The 17,347-nt window shown below is 36.3% G+C and carries 16 protein-coding genes; 10 read left to right on the top strand and 6 right to left on the bottom strand.

Going from position 1 to position 17,347, the window contains the following annotated elements; genetic code table 11:
* Window positions 1-13 precede the first annotated feature (13 nt).
* Window positions 14-2,836, top strand: coding sequence for a YhgE/Pip domain-containing protein (locus BR65_RS06275; protein WP_034537344.1), 2,823 nt, complete (start codon window positions 14-16; stop codon window positions 2,834-2,836).
* A 54-nt stretch (window positions 2,837-2,890) separates the two neighbouring features.
* On the opposite strand, the gene BR65_RS06270 is transcribed toward BR65_RS06275, so the two are convergent.
* Together BR65_RS06270 and BR65_RS06265 are read right to left on the bottom strand one after the other, a co-directional pair.
* On the bottom strand, window positions 2,891-3,622 hold the full coding sequence (locus BR65_RS06270) for an amino acid ABC transporter ATP-binding protein (protein ID WP_034537342.1): 732 nt from the start codon (window positions 3,620-3,622) through the stop codon (window positions 2,891-2,893).
* Complete coding sequence (locus tag BR65_RS06265) at window positions 3,615-5,066, bottom strand: amino acid ABC transporter substrate-binding protein/permease (RefSeq protein ID WP_034537340.1); 1,452 nt, start codon at window positions 5,064-5,066, stop codon at window positions 3,615-3,617. The genes BR65_RS06270 and BR65_RS06265 overlap by 8 nt, the downstream gene beginning before the upstream one ends.
* Before the next feature lie 187 nt (window positions 5,067-5,253).
* Here BR65_RS06265 and BR65_RS06260 point away from each other — a divergent pair, with 187 nt between their 5' ends.
* A complete protein-coding gene (locus BR65_RS06260) occupies window positions 5,254-5,814 on the top strand; it encodes a GNAT family N-acetyltransferase (protein WP_034537339.1) in 561 nt (186 codons plus the stop codon).
* A 54-nt stretch (window positions 5,815-5,868) separates the two neighbouring features.
* Here the strand turns inward: BR65_RS06260 and BR65_RS06255 are convergent, their stop codons facing one another.
* The 3 genes from BR65_RS06255 to BR65_RS06245 all read right to left on the bottom strand — a co-directional run bounded on the left by BR65_RS06255 (window position 5,869) and on the right by BR65_RS06245 (window position 7,689).
* Window positions 5,869-6,387, bottom strand: a complete 519-nt coding sequence (locus BR65_RS06255; RefSeq protein WP_023178862.1) for an LURP-one-related/scramblase family protein — start codon at window positions 6,385-6,387, stop codon at window positions 5,869-5,871.
* Between the two features lie 124 nt (window positions 6,388-6,511).
* Window positions 6,512-6,676 (bottom strand): YvrJ family protein, encoded by a 165-nt coding sequence (locus tag BR65_RS06250; protein WP_169727077.1) that lies wholly within the window; start codon window positions 6,674-6,676, stop codon window positions 6,512-6,514.
* A 101-nt stretch (window positions 6,677-6,777) separates the two neighbouring features.
* Window positions 6,778-7,689, bottom strand: a complete 912-nt coding sequence (locus BR65_RS06245) for a Cof-type HAD-IIB family hydrolase (protein WP_023178858.1) — start codon at window positions 7,687-7,689, stop codon at window positions 6,778-6,780.
* A gap of 193 nt (window positions 7,690-7,882) precedes the next feature.
* Between BR65_RS06245 and BR65_RS06240 the strand changes: the two genes are divergently transcribed.
* The 7 genes from BR65_RS06240 (at window position 7,883) to tnpC (ending at window position 15,197) form a co-directional block, all read left to right on the top strand.
* Entirely contained in the window at window positions 7,883-8,566 is a 684-nt protein-coding gene (locus tag BR65_RS06240; RefSeq protein WP_023178857.1) for a uracil-DNA glycosylase, read from the top strand.
* Window positions 8,567-8,667: 101 nt separating this feature from the next.
* Window positions 8,668-9,648, top strand: a complete 981-nt coding sequence (gene pta, locus BR65_RS06235) for a phosphate acetyltransferase (RefSeq protein ID WP_023178856.1) — start codon at window positions 8,668-8,670, stop codon at window positions 9,646-9,648.
* 127 nt (window positions 9,649-9,775) lie between these two features.
* Window positions 9,776-10,414, top strand: coding sequence for an NAD(P)-dependent oxidoreductase (locus BR65_RS06230; RefSeq protein WP_023178855.1), 639 nt, complete (start codon window positions 9,776-9,778; stop codon window positions 10,412-10,414).
* 543 nt (window positions 10,415-10,957) lie between these two features.
* Window positions 10,958-12,730: an oleate hydratase gene (locus BR65_RS06225; RefSeq protein ID WP_034537338.1), complete on the top strand. Its 1,773-nt coding sequence runs from the start codon at window positions 10,958-10,960 to the stop codon at window positions 12,728-12,730.
* A 246-nt stretch (window positions 12,731-12,976) separates the two neighbouring features.
* Window positions 12,977-13,183, top strand: a complete 207-nt coding sequence (locus BR65_RS13970; protein ID WP_034537336.1) for a hypothetical protein — start codon at window positions 12,977-12,979, stop codon at window positions 13,181-13,183.
* Window positions 13,170-13,529, top strand: coding sequence for an IS66 family insertion sequence element accessory protein TnpB (tnpB, locus tag BR65_RS06215; RefSeq protein WP_034537334.1), 360 nt, complete (start codon window positions 13,170-13,172; stop codon window positions 13,527-13,529). The genes BR65_RS13970 and tnpB overlap by 14 nt, the downstream gene beginning before the upstream one ends.
* A gap of 105 nt (window positions 13,530-13,634) precedes the next feature.
* On the top strand, window positions 13,635-15,197 hold the full coding sequence (tnpC, locus tag BR65_RS06210) for an IS66 family transposase (RefSeq protein ID WP_051932677.1): 1,563 nt from the start codon (window positions 13,635-13,637) through the stop codon (window positions 15,195-15,197).
* 182 nt (window positions 15,198-15,379) lie between these two features.
* Here the strand turns inward: tnpC and BR65_RS06205 are convergent, their stop codons facing one another.
* Window positions 15,380-16,723 (bottom strand): IS701 family transposase, encoded by a 1,344-nt coding sequence (locus tag BR65_RS06205; protein ID WP_051932676.1) that lies wholly within the window; start codon window positions 16,721-16,723, stop codon window positions 15,380-15,382.
* Window positions 16,724-16,879: 156 nt separating this feature from the next.
* Here BR65_RS06205 and tsaE point away from each other — a divergent pair, with 156 nt between their 5' ends.
* Entirely contained in the window at window positions 16,880-17,344 is a 465-nt protein-coding gene (gene tsaE / locus BR65_RS06200) for a tRNA (adenosine(37)-N6)-threonylcarbamoyltransferase complex ATPase subunit type 1 TsaE (protein WP_034537332.1), read from the top strand.
* Window positions 17,345-17,347 lie beyond the last annotated feature (3 nt).

Genomic DNA, 17,347 nt, shown 5'->3' with positions numbered 1-17,347 from the left:
ATGTACAGATAAGATGGAAATGTTAAAGAATGAATGGAAGAAATTGGTATCTAATAAGATGCTGCTCATTTCTTGTATTGTAATATTGTTTATCCCCATAATGTATGCGGGAGGTTTTTTAAAATCTAACTGGGATCCTTACGGAAATACGGATAAATTATCTGTAGCAGTTGTTAATCTAGATCACTCTGTAGACTATCAAGGAAAGAAATTGGATATAGGCTCAGACGTTGTCGATAAACTAAAAGAAAATGATGCATTAGATTGGCATTTTGTGTCTCAAGAAGAAGCTCAAGAAGGTTTGAAAAACCGTGAGTATTATATGGTAATGACATTGCCAGCTGATTTTTCAAAAGATGCTTCTACATTGATGGATGTGAATCCAGAAAAAATGACCATTGAATATGAAACGAATGGATCACTAAATTATATCGGAGAAGTTATCAGCAAATCGGCTGCTAAAGATTTGAAATCTGAAGTATCTAATAATGTAACAAAAGCTTATACAGAATCTGTATTTGAGCAAATCAGTACCATTGGAAACGGCTTTGCTAAAGCAGCAGATGGGGCGGAAGAAATTGATGGTGGAACTGGAAAATTAGCAGATGGATCTCAGCAACTAACAGATAATTTAGAGACCTTATCGTCAAGTACGTTGACTTTTAAAGAGGGTGCTGAAACATTTGAAGTTGGCGTAAAAGAATACGCAGCTGGAGTATCACAAGTAAACGATGGAGCACAACAATTAACGAATGGAATCAATCAATTGTACTCAAAAGTAGGACCGCTAGAAGATGGTGGAGCTCTTTTAGAAAAAGGATCAAATGATTTAACGAATGGATTAGAAACTTACACAAACGGTGTATCAAAATTAGCTGATGGAACAAAAATCTTAAATGAAAATTCTGCAGCAGTAAAAAACGGAACGGTTGAAATCAGTAATGGTGTTGACCAAGTGAAAACAGGCAGTGATCAATTACTAACAGGATTGAACCAACTTTCCTCAGAATTAGATCAGAGTTTATCACAAGAAAATGCAGACAAGTTAAGCTATTTAATGGGGAATTTAGATTCAATGAACGAAAATATTCAAAAGTTAAATACTCTCCTTAATGGACAGTCAAGTACCGCTGGTTCTGGCGGTGTTGAAGCTAGCCTGCAACAAACAAGATCAAGTTTGTTGAATCTTATAGGAGATATAACACAGGCTACAACTGAGTTGGCAGATGCAAAAAATTCAGTTAAAGATCTTGAAGAAACGATACAAGCAGATACTGACTCTAATACTTTAGCAATAGAGAAAACAGCAGCGTTTCAAAGTCTTTCTAATGAGCAGCAAGAAGAGTTGCTTAGTGCAATAGCGGATCAAAAAGATGCGGAACTAGCTAGTTTGACGACCATAAAAGATCAACTAAATGGTGCAAATACGACTCTCAGTAATGCAACGGATAATACAACAACAACTACTGCTTCACTAAATGATCTACAGTCAGAATTAGCGGTAACCAGTGAATTAGCCGGTCAATTAACAGAATTGAAAACACAAGTAGGAGCTTTGGCACAAGGGTCAAACGCTTTGTTGCCAGCAACGACTCAAACAATAGAAGAGTTGACGAATGGTTTAACTAAGATTCAAACAGCTTTGGAACAACAAGGAACAGGTTCTAATAAAGGGATCATTCAAGGAGTGACCGAACTAAATCAAGGTCTAGCAACTATTCAAAATGGATTATCAGGACAAGATGGTTTAGTAAATGGTGTAACCAATTACACAAATGGAGTGAACACAATACAGTCTGGAGCAGACGAATTAAATACAAATTCACCAGCTTTAACTGCAGGATCTCAACAACTAACGAATGGAATAGGACAATTAGCAGGTCAATTGCCTAATCTTGTTGAAGGAATCACTCAATTGAATACTGGGTCAAACCAACTAGTTCAAGGAACAACTCTTCTAGATGGGAAATCTGGAACTCTCATAAAGGGTGCAACGAGTCTAGCTGACGGGTCAACAAAAATCAGTGATGGTTCTCAAGCCTTAAGTGAAGGGTCTGAAACATTAGGAAGCGGAATTGAAACTTTAAAAGATGGAACCAGTCAATTAGCAACGAGTTTGTTAGATGGTTCTGAAGAAGTCAATGATGTAAATGCTACGAATAAAACTACGGATATGTTTTCAAGTCCTATAACATTAAAACAAGAAAAATATAGTAAAGTTCCAAATTACGGAGCAGCACTAGCTCCTTATATCATGTCCATGTCCTTGTACATTGGAGCAGTTGTTTTTACAACTATTTATCCTGTACGTAAGAGATCCACTCAAGGAAAATCAAGTCTAGCTTGGTGGCAAAGTAAAGTCTCGGTAGCGATGCTTGTTGCTGCTTTAATGGCTGTCATTGAATGTGGTATTTTATTGATGATTGGATTAGATGTGTTATTTGTTGGGAAATTCTTCTTACTAGCCGTACTTACATCATTAGCCTTCATGTCTATTGTCTTAACGTTAGTTGTAGCATTCGATAATGTTGGGCGCTTCGTGGCAATGGTATTGTTAGTCTTACAATTAGGCGGTTCAGGTGGAACGTTCCCAATTCCGTTGACGAATAGCTTCTTCCAAACGATTCATTTATGGTTGCCGATGACATACTCAGTTTATGGGTTTAGACAAGCCATCAGCAGCGGTTTAGGAAATGATATTTATTGGCAAGCTAACTTTGTTATGATCGGGATCATCATTGTTTTCAATGGATTACTGATTTTAACTATGCACTTCTTACAAAAAAAGAATCAAAATAATGAAGTAAAAGAAGTAGAAGAAACAGTTAAAGCTTAAAAACAAAAAAAGTTCTGCTATACGAGTGAAATTCTCGTATGGCAGAACTTTTTTTTAGATTAAAACTTTTTCTAAGAAGTTCTTTGTCCGTTCATTTTGAGGGTTATTAAAGACATCCTCAGGTTTTCCTTCTTCAACGATATAGCCGCCATCCATGAAAATCACGCGATCTGCTACTTCTTTAGCGAAGCCCATCTCATGAGTTACGACCAACATCGTCATTCCTTGGTCTGCTAGCTTTTGCATAACTTCCAGTACATCGCCAACCATCTCTGGGTCAAGTGCGCTGGTAGGTTCATCAAACAACATAATGTCAGGATCCATAGCTAGTGCTCGTGCAATAGCCACACGTTGTTTTTGTCCACCGGATAATGATTTAGGGTAATCATTGGCTTTTTCAGAAAGTCCAACCGTTTCCAGCAATTCTAATGCACGTTTTTGACTTGATTCGTTAGATTCTTTTTTTAATTCTTTAGGAGCTAATGTAATATTCTCTAAAACCGTCAAGTGAGGAAAGAGGTTGAACTGCTGGAAAACCATTCCAATGTTTTCTCGGACTTTGTTGATATCTTGTTTTGGATCGGTCAAATCAAAGTCATCGATAATGACTTTTCCGCCAGTAATTTCTTCTAATGCATTCATACAACGAAGAAAAGTACTTTTACCAGATCCTGAAGGGCCGATAATACAAACCACTTCACCTTCTTGAACTTCAACAGATAAATCTTTTAATACTTCTAAATCTCCAAAATTTTTCTTTAAGTGTTCCACTTTTAATTTAGTCATTTGATAGTCTCCTTTCAAGATAATTTGAAAATTTCGTAAGAATGGTAATAATGATGATGTACATCAAACCAACGATCAGCCACATATTACCAGAAGAATAGGTACGTGCAATGATAATCTTCCCAGTTTGTGTCAATTCAACAATACCGATAACCGACAAGATCGATGTATCTTTCAGTGTAATGACAAATTGATTGATGAAAGACGGAATCATGATTTTAACCGCTTGTGGTAAGACAACTTTGCGCATAGAGGTATTGTAAGTAAGTCCTAAACTTCTAGAAGCTTCCAATTGACCAGGGTCTACGGCTTGGATTCCTCCACGAACCAATTCAGCAATATAAGCTGTAGTGTTTAAACTTAGTGTGATCACTCCAGCAATATAGGCAGGAATTTGGATACCTAAGAATTGCGGAATGGAGAAATAAATGAAAAAGGCTAAAACAATTAAAGGAATACCACGTAGAATATCCACATAAATAGTTGCTATCCAATTTAAGGCTCTATTAGGTGTAGCACTAAATAAACCAAAAATGACACCTAAAATCGTAGCGATAACAAAAGCAGTGATGGTCAATAAGAGTGTTCTCCCAAGACCTTTTAATAATTCCCCACCATTTTGTTGGATCAAACCAAAGAAACCAAGATTAGCCGTTTCTTTTTGAGTTGTATCTCCAAGATAACTATTAATAATGTCATCATAAGTACCATTTGCACGAATATTGATCAAACCGTTATTAAACATTTCCAATAGCTCGGCATTTTGTTCTTTATTTACTGCAAAACCATAATTGTCACCTGGTTCAGGATCTGTCGGGATTTTTAATTCTAATCCTGATTGAATAGCATAAGCCATTACAGGGTAATCTTCAAATGCAGCATCTGAGTTACCAGTTTGAACATCTTCATACATATTAGCAGAATCTTCAAATGTATTTACTTCAAAACCATATTCTTCTTGAATGGATTGTGCAAAAGCAGCACCAGTTGTTCCGACTTTGATAGCTACTGTTTTTCCTTCTAAGTCTTCGTAAGAAGTAATGTCATCATTGCTTTTTGAAACAGCCATAACGACACCGCTCTCAAAGTAAGGTTCAGAGAAATCAAAGGACTCTTGACGTTCTGGTGTAATGCTCATACCAGCAATCATGCCATCAACTTGATTTGTTTCTAAAGCTTGTAATGCAGCACTAAACCCCAAGGGTCTTAATTCATAATTAAAACCTTGATCTTTAGCAATGGCATCTAGCAAATCAACATCGATACCTTTGTAGTCGCCTTCAGCATCTTTGTATTCAAATGGAGCAAAAGTAATATCTGTACCAATAATATATGTTTTATCGGTTTCTTGCGCAGAAGCGCTCACTGGCAGGAATAGAGTGGAAATTAATGTAAATAATAGGGTTGTCATAAGTATAATGAATGAATGTTTTTGTAATTTCATAAAAATCCTCCTTGTCTAAGATAATAGTCTAATTTAACTTTAAATCAATTGCAACCTTAATGTAATCTGAGTATGTAATAAAATCTAACATAGATTTGTTTTATTTCTAATCTCTAAGGAGTTGAATAGCTGTTGGTTGTTCGTTATGATTAATAAGGAAACAAAATCTATTTAAGCAGGTGACAACATGATACGAACAGCAGAAATTTCAGATATAGAACAATTAGTGGAATGGGTCTGGATTATTTTAGAAGATATGGAATTATCTTTATTGAAAACAATGGATACTGAGACGCTGAAAACTATGATAAAAAAAGCAATGGAAAGCAAAGATTACCGATATAGTTATCAGAGAGCTTTAGTTTGTATTCGCGATGGGGAAATGGCGGGAGCTTGTTTTGGATATAAGGGTGAATTAGAACCTGTAATCGATGATCCATTTAATAAACTGTTAAGCGAAGCGGGAATTGAAGAAGAGCTGTTTAAAGATTCTGAAACAGTTTCCGGAGAATGGTATTTAGATTCCTTAGTAACAGATAAAAAATTTAGAGGCAAAGGCGTCGCAACTGAATTATTAGAGGCTTTACCAACTATTGCAAAAGCAGAAAATGAACCATTTATTGGGTTGAATTGTGATAAAGAAAATCAAAAAGCACAAAAACTTTACTTGAAAATGGGCTTTGAAAAAGTATGGGACTGTAAGTTAGGCGATCACTTATATGATCATATGCAGTTAAAAATCAATTAAAAAAAGAAGCATTAATCGATTGTATCAAAATCTGATTAATGCTTCTTTTAGTAGTTAAATCAATTGAATAGCACGACTTGTTTTTTTCTTTTTCAGCTCGGGTAAGCGTGTTAAGGTAAGGTTGTCAACAATCAAAGCAATGCAGAGGCAAAGGGGGGCGTGTTGAATTTCAGGTACGAATAGCGTGTAATAATCTCCTGCTGAAGTATAGGCTTTGTTTAGTTCCATGATCAGTTGTTCTTTACAGTACGCCGTATAGTAATGATTATAGAAATCACCTGTTACTAGCCAATTTAATGGAGTAACCTTAAAATACAAGCCAGCCAAGTTGCGATGCTTTGTAATAGAGCCATATTTTTTACCTTGGATATAAATGTCGAATTTAGGCAATAGTGACAATACGGTTTGTTTAACTTCTATAAGCAAAGAGCCATCCATGCTATATAAAGATATTCGGTCTCCAACTCTGCCCCATTTTCCTGTAATAAGGTACAGGTCTTTACCATATTCATCTTTGACAAGAATCTTTTCTTGCTTTGAAACATATTCTTGCTTCATATAAAGAACTACCATATTAAACGCTCCTCTAATAGTGGATTAAGCGTATACATATCTATTTTTAGTATATCAAAAATGAAGCTAAAATAAAATATAAAATTGCATAAAGAAAAACCGCCAAACTAGAGGCGGTTTTTCTTTATGCAGCTGATTTGATCACTTGGCTGAGTTCGTTTAGAGCTTTTACCACGTCATCAAGTTTTGTTTCCATACGCTGAAGCAGAAATAATGCGATAAAGATGGGAAAACCTACATTACCGATAATTTCCATTACTGCGGATAGCCATTGTGTACTTGCATCCATGATGTTTTCTCCCTTCACTTAGTAGATAGGTAAACAAATCATTTACCTATACATAACAACGAAAAGGAAAGTAAGATTGTTACTCTGCTTGCCAGTTTATTCTATTCTTCAGCACTTTTCAAAATCTCTGGAGCTCGTGCGGATTCTAAATTGTCATTTAAAGCAAGGGATATTGCATGTGCAACACCACTAGCATTATTGCTGGTAGTACGGTATTTAGCATAGGTTTTGACTTCTTCCTCTGCATTTTCCATAGCAAAGCTGTATCCAGCAACTTCTAGCATAGAAACATCATTGAAATTATCTCCAAGTGTCATAATATTTTCAAGTGGAATATTCAGTTTTTTTGCAGCAGCTTCAAGGGCGATCCCTTTTTGAGCATTTATATTGTTGATTTCAATGTTATTAACAAAAGATGCTGTGATAGCAAGATTTCCAGTTTTTTCAAGTTCTTTTGTAAGAGGGCCAAGCACTTTGCGACCATCATCACTAAAAGCGATAATCTTTAAAACTTCAATCGAGTCATCGTGTACAAGTTGTTCATAATCCTCAACATAATTGATGTTCATTATTTCTAAACGGGCAGCTGCTAAAACGACAGCCATTTTATAAGTAGTGTCTGGATTTGTTTCATATAGTAAAGAAGCAACAGATTCAATACGTTTCGCTTTATTATCAGAATAGATTCCATTAGATGTGGTCATCTCACAATAAAGGTTTCTTTTCTTTATTTCAGCAACCACTTCATGGACTGTTTTTTTATCGATACCAATATTTTGGATAACTTTGCCTTCTTCATTGTAGACTTGAGCGCCATTTAAAGTAATGAACGAACAATTGATGCCTACTTCTTGAAGCAAAGGTTGTGCTTCAGTAAATCCTCTTCCGGTGGCAACCATAAAGTGGATACCTTTATCAATAGCCGCTTTTATGGCTTTAGCATTTGTCTCAGAAACTTTCATTTTTTCATTTAGTAGTGTCCCATCCATATCAGATACAATAAGCTCTATCATTTTTGGTTCCTCCCAAGATTCTTTGTATTACTAAGTCTACCATTAAAATAAAAAAAATAAACGCATAATGCTTTTTTCACTCTCATTTATCATAAATGGAATGTAGCTAAAAAGGGTCAACACTATCGCTTGTGAGAAAATAATAAATCTTGTAGGATAGAAGAGAAGTTAAGATAAACAAGGAGGAATTGTATTGACATTACCAGTAAAAAACGACTGGCTGCCTATTTTGAACGAACAAATGAATACACCGTCTTATCAATCATTGAAAGCATTTCTTGTACATGACTATCAAGAAACAACGGTTTATCCTGAGATGCATCATATCTGGCAAGCTTTTGAATGGACACCTTATAATGAAGTAAAAGTGGTTATTCTGGGACAAGATCCTTATCATGGACCAAATCAAGCACATGGCTTAAGTTTTTCTGTATTGCCAAATGTAAAAATCCCTCCATCATTAGCCAATATTTATAAAGAACTGCAAAGTGATCTTGGGATTAAACCTGTTAATCATGGTTATTTAGAATCGTGGGCTAAACAAGGGGTTTTATTGTTGAACACAGTTTTAACTGTTCGTAAAGGCCAGGCTCATTCACATAAAGGCAAAGGCTGGGAAGAGTTGACAGACGCTGTTATTAAAAAATTGAGCGATCGAGATAAACCTATGGTATTTATTTTATGGGGGAGTCCTTCAATTAAAAAGAGAGCTTTGATTGATGAAACAAAACATGTTGTGTTGACCTCAGTTCATCCTAGCCCGTTATCTGCTTACCGAGGCTTTTTCGGATCAAAACCTTTTTCTAAGACAAATGAAGCCTTGATTAGATTTGGTGAAGAACCTATAAACTGGCAGTTGCCTGAGTCAGTTCAATAAGTAATACTTGTAGGATTTGAACCTCAAAAGGCTGTCATTTTTAAGCAAATAATAGTATGATAAAGTTGTATGTTAAATCACAAATTGTGGAGGTCGTTAGTGTGGAACTAATTGAAAGTTTATCAGAAAAAATTAAAGGTAGAAAAGTACGTATTGTATTTCCGGAAGGTTCTGAACCTCGTATTCTTGGTGCTGTAGTTCGTTTGGCATCTGAAGATTTGATTCAACCAGTATTGATCGGAAATCCTGAATCCGTTAAAGAAGCTGCAAAAAATCGTGGTTTTGATGTAGAAAATATTGAAATCATTGATCCATCTAATTATGATAAATTAGATGAAATGGTTGCTTCTTTTGTAGAACGCCGTAAAGGAAAAGTTACTGAAGAAAAAGCGATTCAATTATTAAAAGATGAAAATTACTTTGGTACAATGTTAACATACATGGGACTAGTTGATGGTTTGGTAAGTGGAGCAATCCACTCAACAGGAGACACGGTTCGTCCTGCATTACAAATTATTAAAACTAAACCAGGCGTTAGCCGTACAAGTGGAGCATTTATCATGATGCGTGGACGTGGACAAGAAAAATACTTGTTCTCAGATTGTGCTATCAATGTAAATCCAAATGCTCAAGAATTAGCTGAAATCGCTGTAGAAAGTGCTAAAACTGCTGAAATGTTTGGCATTGAACCAAAAGTTGCTATGTTAAGCTTTTCAACTAAAGGATCAGCAGTTGCTGAAGAAGCAACTAAAGTAGCAGAAGCAACTAAGATTGCTCAAGAACTTGCTCCTCAATACGATATCGATGGTGAAATGCAATTTGATGCTGCATTTGTAGCTTCTGTTGCTGAACAAAAAGCTCCAGATTCAAAAGTTGCTGGACAAGCAAGTGTATTTGTATTCCCAGAATTGCAATCAGGAAACATTGGTTACAAAATTGCGCAACGTTTTGGTAACTTTGAAGCAATCGGACCTATCTTACAAGGTCTAAACAAACCAATCTCAGATTTATCTCGTGGTTGTAACGAAGAAGATGTTTACAAATTAGCGATTATTACAGCAAACCAAACGTTAATGAATTAAGATTGTTCTTAAAAGCCGACTCACATGAGTCAGCTTTTTTGTTTAAGTAAAGTTTAGAATAGTTGCTCATTTGAAGGTGTACTCATTATAATGAAAAAAGGGTGAAGACTAAAAAGGAGGAAACCACATGAAAATTGGAATTGTCGGAGCAACAGGTAAAGCAGGCTCAAAAATTTCTGCAGAGGCTTTAATGAGAGGACATGATGTTATTCCACTAGTACGAAATGCTTCAAAATTAGTAGACCAACAGGGGAATCATTTCATTGAAAAAGATCTATACAATTTGACATATGAAGACATAAAAGATTTAGATGTAGTAGTTGATGCATTCAATGCGCCACCAGGAAAAGAAACCTTGCATCAAACGAGTTTAGCGTATCTAGTGTCTTTGTTACAAGGATATGAAGTGCCTCGTCTAGTTGTTGTTGGTGGAGCAGGAAGTTTATTTGTGGACGACAAAATGACAACACGTTTGATGGACACTCCGGATTTTCCTGAAGCTGCTAAACCTACAGCTTTAAATATGGCAAAAGCCTTTGAACAACTGCAGCTGGCAGAAAGTGTCAATTGGACTTATATCAGTCCTTCAGCTTTTTTTAATCCTGAAGGAAAACGGACAGGGAGTTATCAACTTGGACAGGATCGTTTATTGGTCAATAGTAGTGGGGAAAGTGAAATCAGTTATGCCGATTTTGCCCTTGCATTAGTAGATGAAATTGAAAATCAACAATTTATTCATCAACGAATCACAGTATGTAGTGAATAAAAAAATATTAATCAAATCAATCGATTATTTAGGGTTTAGAGAAAAAGTCTAGACCCTTTTTTACGATTACTTTTTAATGTGCAGGTTAGAAATAAACCCCACAAACGTTTTCTTCGCAAATTAGACTGTATTTTTGTTTGGCTATTTGTAAATACTTGAATTACAATAACCCCACTTTACAACTTTTTAAGTAATAGAAGACATAAAAGTACAAACAACTCTGACTTTTTTGTCTACTAGATTCGAGGAAAAAAACAACAAAAACGGGAGTTGTTTGTTAGGAACCGATTATACCAAAAGGGATTCACAATCCATAGCTTGAGAAACTATTGTTCACCATAATTTACCAGGATTCCCCAGCCTAATATTGTATTTGTCGTTACTTATTATTAATTATACCAAAGATATTTCTTTTTTAAAAAGCATTCAAATGAGTATGATTGTTTTTTAGTTGTTTTCTGTCCCAGGATCAGCGTATTGTTTGACATAAAACCACAATAGGAATAACCTTAAGATGTTTAAAAATATAGGAGGGAATAGACAATGAGACATACAAACGGGAATTATGAAGCATTTGCAAAAAGTCGTAAGCCAGATGGTATCGAAGAAAAAAGCGCTTATATCGTCGGTGCTGGGTTGGCAGGTTTAGCAGCGGCTGTTTTCTTGATTCGAGATGGTCATATGGAAGGTAAACGTATTCACATTTTTGAGGAACTATCCCTTTCAGGTGGTTCATTAGATGGAACCTTTATTCCACATGATGGTTTTGTTACTCGCGGAGGACGTGAAATGGAAAATCATTTTGAGTGTTTGTGGGATCTTTTTCGTTCTGTTCCTTCACTTGAAGTGGAAGATGCATCCGTTTTAGATGAATTTTATTGGCTAGATCATGATGATCCCAACTCTTCTAACTGTCGAATTATCCATAATCGCGGAGAACGGGCAGATGATGATGGTCAATTTACGTTATCAAAAAAAGCACAAAAAGAGTTAGTTGAATTATTCATGACTTCTGAAAATCAATTGATTGGCAAAAAAATTGAAGATGTCTTTGGCGATGAATTTTTTGAATCAAATTTCTGGTTATATTGGTGTACAATGTTCGCTTTTGAAAAATGGCATTCTGCAATCGAGATGAGGCGCTACGTAATGCGCTTTATTCATCATATTAAAGGATTACCTGATTTTTCTGCATTAAAGTTCACTCGTTATAATCAATATGAGTCATTAGTTAAACCTTTAATCACGTTCTTAAAAGATCAAGACGTCGACTTCCAATATGAAACAAAAATTAATAATATTCAGGTTGATATTGATCACGAAACCAAAGTTGCGCGCACTATTTTGTTAACAAAGGAAGAAAAAACACAAGAAATTTCCTTATCTGAAAACGATCTTGTTTTTGTTACAAATGGATCAATCACAGAAAGTTCCACTCAAGGAGACCATAATACACCTGCACCAATAACTCATGAATTAGGCGGAAGCTGGAATCTTTGGAAAAACTTAGCTAAACAATCTTCAGAATTTGGACATCCAGAAGTATTCTATGAAAATCTTCCAGCTGAAAGTTGGTATATTTCAGCAACAGTAACTTGGGAAAACTTCGATATTGAACCCTATATTTCACGATTAACGAAGAGAAAATTGCGGACAGGAAAAGTCGTTACCGGTGGCATAATCACTATTAAGGATTCAAACTGGTTAATGAGCTTTGCAATACACCGTCAACCACATTTTAAAGGACAAAATGATCAACAAACAATAATGTGGGTCTATGGCTTGTTATCAAATAAACCAGGAAATTATATAAAAAAACCAATCGAACAATGTTCCGGTCAAGAAATTGTTCAAGAATTAATGTATCATCTTGGTGTACCAGAAGAAGATATTCAAGTGTTATCTGAAACTTCTTGTACAGTAATTCCAGTTTATATGCCCTATATTACTTCATACTTTATGTTAAGAGCACCAGGAGATCGTCCTTTAGTAATTCCAAACGGATCAAAAAACTTGGCATTCATTGGAAACTTTGCAGAAACAGAACGTGATACAGTATTTACTACTGAATATTCTGTCAGAACAGCTATGGAGGCTGTTTATCAATTATTAAATATTGAACGTGGTGTTCCTGAAGTTTTTGATTCTGCATATGATATTCGTACACTTGCCAATGCTGTATATTATTTAACGGATAAGAAGAAACTTACGAAAACGGAGCTTCCGTTTGTAGAGCGGAAATTGATAGAAACTTTTGTTAAGAAGACCAAAAATACGTATATTGAAGATGTTTTGAAAGAATCAGATCTTCTTTAGCATTGAAACCATACAAATAAATAAAATTTAACAACATTGAAAAGTAGGTAGATATAGAGACATGGCTGGGGAATATTGTCCCAGCCATGTCTCTATATTGCTCAAAAAAAAATAAAGGTAACAATAAAATGAAACATTATCCATTGCAAGGAATTAAAGCGTAAGCGCCTAATAGAAAGGTATCTTCCGAAATACAAAATCTCTTGATAAACTTGAAACAATTCAAGTTTACAGTAGGTTTTATTTTTGAAAGCAAAACAAGATGTTGTCCCAGTGACGTTAAACGGTGATTCAAAAGCTTCATCTACCACGTCATTTAAGCCGAAGGCTTCCCCCTCTACATTGGTGGCTCGTGTCAAATTCTCCCGAGCAGAGTTATTTCTCTATGAAGAGATCAAAGAGGAGATAGTGCATATTCTTTTATCGGGGTTGAGTGCTCATGAAAATTATTGACCTTACTAAAGTGAAGAATGTATTTATCGTTTGTGGAAAAACTGATATGCGCCGGCAAATTGATGGTTTAGCTGCAACAATTGTGGAAGAATATGATATGAATGTCTATGATGATGCCGTATTCCTGTTTTGCGGTGGAAGAAAAGATCGGTTCAAAGCCCTATATTGGGAGGGCGACGGGTTTATTCTTTTATATAAGAGACTCGAAAATGGCCGTTTGAAGTGGCCGAGAGATCAACAAGAAATCAAACAACTGACTTCCCAGCAACTACGTTGGCTGCTGGAAGGATTGTCAATTGACCAGAAAGTTACTATACAACCGGCAGCTGAAGGAATCGTGACATAAAAAACTAGTCTGGAACGGAGAATAAATTTTCTTTCCAGGCTAGTTTTTCTGATGAAAACCGATTATAATTAGCCTATCGAAAAAAACAGAAAGAAGGGTCTCTTCATGTCGAAGTCGTTAGAAAAGCAGTTGGAAAAAGCCTTACAACAAAATGAGTTAATGGCTCAAAATCTAACTGAGTTAACACAACAACTCAAACACGTAAATGAAGAATTGGCCCTTCAACGCGAACAGAACCAGTACCTTCTCCAACAACTGTTTGGACGCAAAAAGGAGACTTTGTCTCCTGAAAAAATTCATCCCAACCAAACGGATCTTTTTGAGGATGACCCGTCTTTTAGTTGGTCAGAGCAGACTGGCAGCCAAAGCGAAGAAGAAACAATCGAAGAAACTCCTGTCCGTCGTCATAAGAAGAAAGGTCATCAAAAAGAAAAACTCGCTCACTTACCAGTCGTTGAGCATCTATACCGTGAAGAAAATTGTACTTGTCCTCAATGTGCTTCTGCCATGAAAGAAATGGGAAAAGAAGTCGTACGTGAAGAGGTCGTATACATTCCTGCCCGCTTAGAGAATCATCGGCATATTCGATTGTCCTATTCCTGCCCATCTTGCGAAAAATACGGAGAAACATCTATCATAAAAGCTGAAGTACCGAAATCTCCACTCAGCGGCTCTTTCGCTTCTGCTTCTCTTATTGCAGAAACCATTTACCAAAAGTTTCAACAAAAAGTCCCTACTTACCGTCAGGAAGCCCACTGGACGATGATGAATTTTGATATCAAACGTACCAACATTTCCAATTGGCATAAAAAAACCAGTGAGTATTATTTTGAACCGTTGGTTCAGCTATTGAAGAAAGCCTTATTGGAAGAAGAAGTGCTTCATGCGGATGAGACAACTTTCAATGTTTTGGATAGCCATCGAACAAAGGATTACGTCTGGCTCTTCAGCTCGGGACGGTATGCGGAGAAGAAAATCCACATTTACAAACATGGACCTTCCAGAGGAAGCGAGGTTCTCGAAAACTTTTTAGCCGGTTATAAACGATACCTTCACTCGGATGGGTATTCCTCTTACGGGAAACTCACTGATGTTACGTCCATTGGCTGTTTTGCTCATGTTCGAAGGAAATTCTATGATGCTCTTCCCGCCGAAGAAGGGGAAAAGAAAAGTACTTCACGGTTAGCCGTGGAGAAATGCGATGCTATCTTTCAAGAGGAAAAGAAACTGGCAGACCTGACGGTCGAGGAACGGCAATTAAAAAGGTGGGAGTTTGTGCAGCCAAAACTCGAAGAATTTTTTGGGTGGCTTCGAACACTGAATCCGATGATCAAAGGAAAAATCGGAACAGCTATTTCCTACGCATTAAAACAGGAAGTAAAAGTATTGAATTTTCTGAGGGATGGTCGCTTAGTGCTTTCCAATAACTTAGCAGAACGCGGCATAAAATCCCTCGTCATGGGGCGGAAGAATTGGCTGTTTGCGGCTACCACCGAAGGTGCTCACGCCAACGCAGCCATCTTGAGTCTGCAAGAAACAGCAAAAGCCAATGGATTGAATCCACAAAAATATTTTGACTATCTCCTGACACACCTGCCAAATCAAAAAAACACACTTTTGGAGGTTTATTTGCCATGGGCTCCAAAAGTGCAGATAAATTGTCATTAAAACGCACATGATATTCAATCATTTGGACACCTCTCAGTATAGAGGTATCCTTTTCCATTTTCTAGGTACCTTTCTATTAGGCGCTTACATTAAAGCTAGAAAAATAATCGACAATTCAATAAATTATTGGAAATTTTTTCAATTAGCTAAATAAATTTAACTTTACACTACTTTACAAGTTCTTAAAAACTTCGTTTTTTCTTATGCCACTGTTCAAAGGCCTTAATGATGGCCAATGAATTAATACGGTTTTCGAGAGCAGACACGAAAGTATAGAAAAATAATTCTTCTTGGATCGCCATACCAAATAATTGTTTCTTTACTTGAGCACTCTCTGACTGTAAATGAGCATACTGAGTCTGTTGGAAAGGAATCAGCTGAACGCAACTATAGACGATGGCCGTGAAGTTGATATAATTTTCGATGCCTGCTTTACTTCGGACCATATAATTGCCGAAAGACCAGAAAGTTTTCTGTTCATAAAAAATGACTTCAATAGACCAGCGAAAACCATATAAGTGATAAGGCAGAAGGTCTCTATTATCTTGGTTGTTTTTTTCTGGAAAGTCTTTTTCCAACTCATCTTCATCCATTAAGATATCCTCTGGCATCAAGGTACTGATGAAAAGCCTGTAGCTAGATGGGTTTTCCGGATTACTGGCGGTTACCATGGCATAAACCGGCTCTGGAAAAAGATTCGTTAGCACCTTTCTTGTTCCGACAACATAGTCTCCAGTATGGTTGTTCAATTCAAAATCAGTCTGAATCGTTAACACGTGGCCTTTCTTTGCCGGACGGCCACGTTTACCGGTTGGTTTTGGAGGCAAGTCGTACAACTTCGTGTCTACACGTACATTTGAAATTAACTCTAGCTGAGGGTTCTCGGGTACTGCTTTTCGAACAGCTCCTTTCGGATACCAACTATCACAAAGTAAAATAATTTTCTTTTCCGAAGGAAATACTTGAAGAGCTTGATCAATCATTTCTGCTGCCAGTTCTAGCTTATTCTCCTTTTCAGAACGCAACTGATAACGAATAGGAATACTTAAATAGCGAACTTTCCCTTGATACCATAGGGGAATAGAAAGGACTAAACCGACAAAACAATGACCTTTTAAATAATTGCTTCCATTGTGAGCGGCATGGTCAAACATCAATTGATAATCATCAAAATGTGTCCCGTACTTTGGCTGTAAGGTGTCGTCAATAATCAAAAAGAACGGATACTGGTGTAAGTTTTCTGGGACACAAGAAAGAGCTATCTGTATCGTGGTCTGGGTCAGTGCAGTTAGTGGAATCTTTCCAGACGACAACAGAAAATAGTAGGAATTCAAGCTAGAATTACTGACTTTTTTCAGAAACCAATGATAGAGAAAACGAATGGATTGGATTCCTTGTATGGAAAGAATCGCCAAAAAAAGCAGGAAAACTTTCGTTGCCGTTGGTTGAATTAATTCGACGAAATAAGGCGAAAAATAAGTTTTTAAACTTTTGATTGTTTGGCCATTTTGATACAATGGTTTCATAACAAGCAACTCCTTTTCTTTTGTTGGTTTTTCCTCAAACTAATCATACAAAAGTTTTGGAGTTGTTTGTATTTTTACGTCCTAAAGGACGAGAAAACTTGTAAAGTGGTGTTACAATAAATAAGAGATAAGTATACAAGAGTAAAGGAGAAAAAAATGAAACCACTAAGAGCACGTAATGAAGAAGAAACAAAAACAGTGGCTGCTGATTTAGCAAAATGGTTAGAGCCTGGAGATGTGATTTTACTAGAAGGAAATCTTGGGGCTGGAAAAACGACTTTTACTAAAGGGTTAGCTGAAGGGTTAGGAATCAAGAGAGTCATCAAGAGTCCAACTTATACTATTATCAGAGAATACTTAGATGGAAGACTGCCTTTATATCATATGGATGTCTATCGTTTAGAAGAAACGGGTGGAATGGATTTAGGGTTAGAAGAGTATTTTGAAGGTGATGGAGTATCGATTATTGAGTGGGCAACTTTTATTCCAGAAGATTTGCCTCAAGAATACTTACAGATTAAACTAATGCCTGTTGGGGAAGAGTTAATGGAACGCGAATTAACTTTTTATCCAATTGGGAAAAGATATGAAGAACTGATGCAAAAATTTGAAGCAAAGTAAGGT

Origin of the sequence: Carnobacterium inhibens subsp. inhibens DSM 13024, assembly GCF_000746825.1 — a bacterium.
GTDB lineage: Bacteria > Bacillota > Bacilli > Lactobacillales > Carnobacteriaceae > Carnobacterium_B > Carnobacterium_B inhibens.
This window is presented reverse-complemented; position numbering and strand designations above follow the sequence as displayed.